2 protein-coding genes are annotated in these 4,081 nt (G+C 62.2%); one reads left to right on the forward strand and one right to left on the reverse strand.

Annotated features, from left to right (window positions below; genetic code table 11):
- Positions 1 to 1,308, reverse strand: a 1,308-nt coding sequence (locus L9Z73_RS26550) for a TrkH family potassium uptake protein (protein ID WP_247407513.1), incomplete at its 3' end; no start/stop codon positions are given.
- 169 nt (positions 1,309 to 1,477) lie between these two features.
- Here L9Z73_RS26550 and L9Z73_RS26555 point away from each other — a divergent pair.
- On the forward strand, positions 1,478 to 4,081 hold a 2,604-nt coding region (locus L9Z73_RS26555; protein ID WP_345894187.1), incomplete at its 3' end, for a dermonecrotic toxin domain-containing protein.

Below are 4,081 nucleotides of genomic sequence, written 5' to 3' on the forward strand. Positions count from 1 at the left end.
CGGGCCGACACCGGACACCGTGCTGGCGGCGCCGGTCAGCGCGGTCATCCAGTCCAGGCCGAGCAGCGACAAGGCCAGGGCGATCATGCTGATGGTGATGGCGAAGAAAAACGAGAACGTCAGGATCGAACGCACGATCTCTTCGTCGAGGCGGTGGCCGTTGTACTTCTGCTTGATCACCGCGCGCGGGTGAATCAGTTGGTTCAAGTTGGCCTTGAGCAGGATATAGGCGACCTGGAAGCGGAAGATCTTGATCCCGCCGGCCGTTGAACCCGAGCAACCGCCGATAAAGCCCAGGTAGAAAAATAGCATCAGTGAGAAGTTGCCCCACAGGCTGTAGTCCCCAAGTGCAAAACCGGTCGTCGTCACCACCGACGTCACGTTCAGCGCCACATGGCGCAGCGCATCCAGCCAATGCAGGTTGGTGGTCCACCAATACCAGGTGCCGAGTACCATCCAGGTCACCACCAGCAACGCGAGCAAACCCTGCACCTGCTGATCCTTGATCAACGCCCGACGGTTGCCGCGCAAGGTGGCGACATACAGGGTGAACGGCAGGCTGCCGAGGATCATCACCACCACCGCCACCCAATGCACCGCCGGTTGTTTCCAGTGCGCCAGGGACTCATCGGAGGTGGAAAACCCACCGGTGGAAATCGCCGACATCGCATGGTTGATCGCATCGAACAAGCCCATCCCGGCCCACCAGAACGCCAGGCTGCCGAGGATGGTGATGCCCACATACGCCGCCACGATCAGCCGCGCCACCATGTGCGAGCGCGGCATGACCTTTTCCGAACGGTCCGAGGACTCGGTCTGGAACAGGCGCATGCCACCAATGCGCAGCAGCGGCAGGATCGCCACCGCCATGCCGATAAAGCCGATACCGCCGAGCCAGTGCAGCAGCGAACGCCACATCAAAATGCCGGGCGACAGGGTGTCCAGCCCGCTCAACACCGTGGAACCGGTGGCGGTGATGCCAGACATGCTTTCAAAAAACGAGTCGGTGTAGCTGATGTTCTGGGTCAGGAAAAACGGCAGCGCGGCGAAGATACACACCACCACCCAACTGCTCACCGTCAGCAGGTACATGTCCCGGGGGCGCAGGTGGATATGTTCCGGGCGACCCGGAATCACCAGGGCCAGGCCGGCGATAAAGGTAATCAGGCTAGCCCACAGGAACGACGGCAGGTCGCTGGTGCGTTCGAAGAGCACCAGGATGGCCATCGGCACGACCATGGCGATCGCGAGGGTGATCAGGAAGATGCCGATGATGAAACCAATGATGCGAAGGGTCGGCAACGCCATGAAGTCTGCTCGGGTGACAGGGGAAAGGCGCCATTCTACCTGGGGTGCAGGGCATGTAAACCTTGGCCGCCGATCGACGGCGTGTGCGTCGGCGCGTAGCTATGTAGCGCATGGCAGAAGGGGGGCGCAGGCACGATGGTCCGCTACGTTTCCTATTCGAGAGGCCACCATGCCGTCTGATTCATTGTTACCTGCACCGCTGACTGTCAAAGACGCACCGCTACAGGTCGCGTTGCGCGAACAGTTAATGGCGCTCAATCGCCAACTCGCTGAGCAGTTTCATTCGCCACCGACGTTCCATTCATTTGTGCAGCATGCGTTCGAGCAAGCGTTCCCAACCTTGACGCCCAGCCTCGATGTGCGTCACGGCTTCATCCGACTGCCCGAGGCAACCATCTCTCCCACGACGTCTGAGGCGCAGCCTTCCACCGATGCCGAGTTGCTGCCCACGCTGTTCGATGCGGTGGTGCAACGTATCGTGGCTAACCAGCCATCGACGTATGCGAGTCGCATGGCGACCCTGTTCCGGCTACCGGCGACTGGCGAAGCACTGTTGCCCTTGAGCGGCATCACCCCGGCCGGGCTGGATAAGTTCCTCAACCGCCTGGCCGGTGGGCTGGGCACTGATTACAGCGCCTTTGTGCAAGCCTACTGGACGCGCGCGCGCAGCCTGACCGATGCGCGCACGCAGAAACAATGGTGGGTGCAAACCCGTATCGAACTGTTGAAAGCCGAAGTGGCGCTGCTCGCTGCTGACCGCTTGCTCAGCCCCGCCGACCAGGACCTGTTCGCCCTGGTGTTGCGTCACCCGGACGCCCAGGCACGACAGGCACTGCGCACTGACCGGCCGTGTGTCTATGGGGTTGCCCTCAAGGGGGCAATCGGCGCTGCGGATCTGACCTTACGCGGGGCTTTTGTGCTGACGTCCCGGGACCCGGAACACGCCGTGGTGAGGGCGGTGGGGGCGGTCAAACCGGTCCGGGTGCGGCCTGTCGAGCCGAGCATGAACGTCGGCACGGTGTTGCTGTTTCTACCGGACTTCGGCCTTGAGGCATTTGACTCCCTGGCCAGTCTGGATCGGGAGCTGCACCGGCGCTTGAACCACCCCGTCGAATTTGCCGCCGTGCTCGATGGACTGGCTGCGGCGGACCAGGCGCGAGGCTTGGCGCTGCATCGGCAGATGAAGAACGCGGGGCAGGTGGTCTACCACGAACAGCTCGATTCGCCGTTCGACGAGAGTGTCGAGTCGCAATGCCGGTTGATGTTGGACAACTTCACTTCAACCCTTACCCGCTACCAGTCGCTGGGTGAACACACCGAGATGACCGAGTTGCCGCAGGTGTTGGACCGGGTGACGGACCCCGGCCGCCTCTTCAGTGCCCGCGGGGTGTTGTGGGGCCGCGAAATCAAGCGCGGGCAGGCGCACATCAGAACGTTTCTCCATGACGCGTCCCCCGCCGATAAAGACGCATGGCGGGTCGCGATGGCGAACTACTGGGACCTGTTATCGAGCCTGCCGGATGCCGAGGGATTACCGTCGCTGGCGCAATTCAGCGATAAACCGGCCTTGCTGGCCTACGCCAACGCACAGTTGCGCATCCGCCTCAATGCTGACTATGCGCTGGACATTGACCCCGACGATGTCCTCGTCCATACCAAAGAACCCTACATTCCTTCGACGATTGTCGTCCCGGGCGCGCCTGCTCCCGCGCCCCGCGAGCCCGGTACGCCGTTGTTTCAGCAACGAAGCCGCACGCTGACCGCGCTGTCTCTGGAGAATGTCGGCGGGCTGGACTTTAACTTCACGCACTTTTCCAGGCTCAGTGAAAACACCCGCAAAAAGCCTGACGAGGCCTTGCTCCCTGAAGATCTAGAGCCTGCCCCGGTCTACGACGGGCTGACCCTGCAACAGGTCAAGGACCTGGTGCGCACGGTCAACGTCGGACAAGGTTATGAGAGCTTTCTGAAGGACCGTCTCATCACATCGCCGAGTGCTCTGGCGCTGAAACACACCTACGGCCAGGTCATGCTGCGGCAACTGCGACTCGACGCCATCGAGGCCAAGATCAACGGCGATTTTCTGCCGGACCGCCTGGCCCGTGGGTTCAATTGGGTGCGGGCGGTGCTCGACGCTCCCGTCGACAGTGATCGGCGCGAGCACGTCGAAGGGCACCGGATTCTTGTGCAGCACTTGAAACTGCGCGGTCAGCGTGTGCGCGGGGTACTGCTGTTCGGCACGGCTGCCGTCGGGGTCGGCTCGATCGTGGTGTACACCCCTCAGGCGCCGGACGGTCGCGTTTTCCATGAGTACGCCAAAGACCGTTTGATCAGTGACTTCATCATGAACAGCAGTTGGCGCGACTACTTGCTGGCGCGCGTGGAGCGGGTGTTTGAGCCTCAGGTCCGGGCGGTGCTCCGGGGGCGCGGCGACGTGTCGATGGTGAGCATGAGCCGGATTGCCAACAATGTCTTCGAGGATGCTTATGAGGTCGAAGCGAACTTCGCGATCAACGACGCCGGGGCGCAATCGAAGAGCACCCAGCAAGTCAACGTCGAAACCGGCCTGAACGTGGCCACGGTGGCCTTCGACGTCCTGTCCATGGTGCTGCCGGTCAAGATCATGTTACCGATCGGCTTGGCGCGCAGCCTGTTCTCGGTGTTCAACGCCGTCGAGGCGCTGGACCTCGGCGACCGCGCCGGTGCTGCGCAGTATTTCGTGCGGTCGATGGGTGATATGGCAACGCGCTGCCGCCTGGCCGAAGTGACGGGTCTC

It is taken from the genome of Pseudomonas emilianonis (genome assembly GCF_023072625.1).
In the GTDB taxonomy this organism is placed as follows: Bacteria; Pseudomonadota; Gammaproteobacteria; order Pseudomonadales; family Pseudomonadaceae; genus Aquipseudomonas; species Aquipseudomonas paraveronii.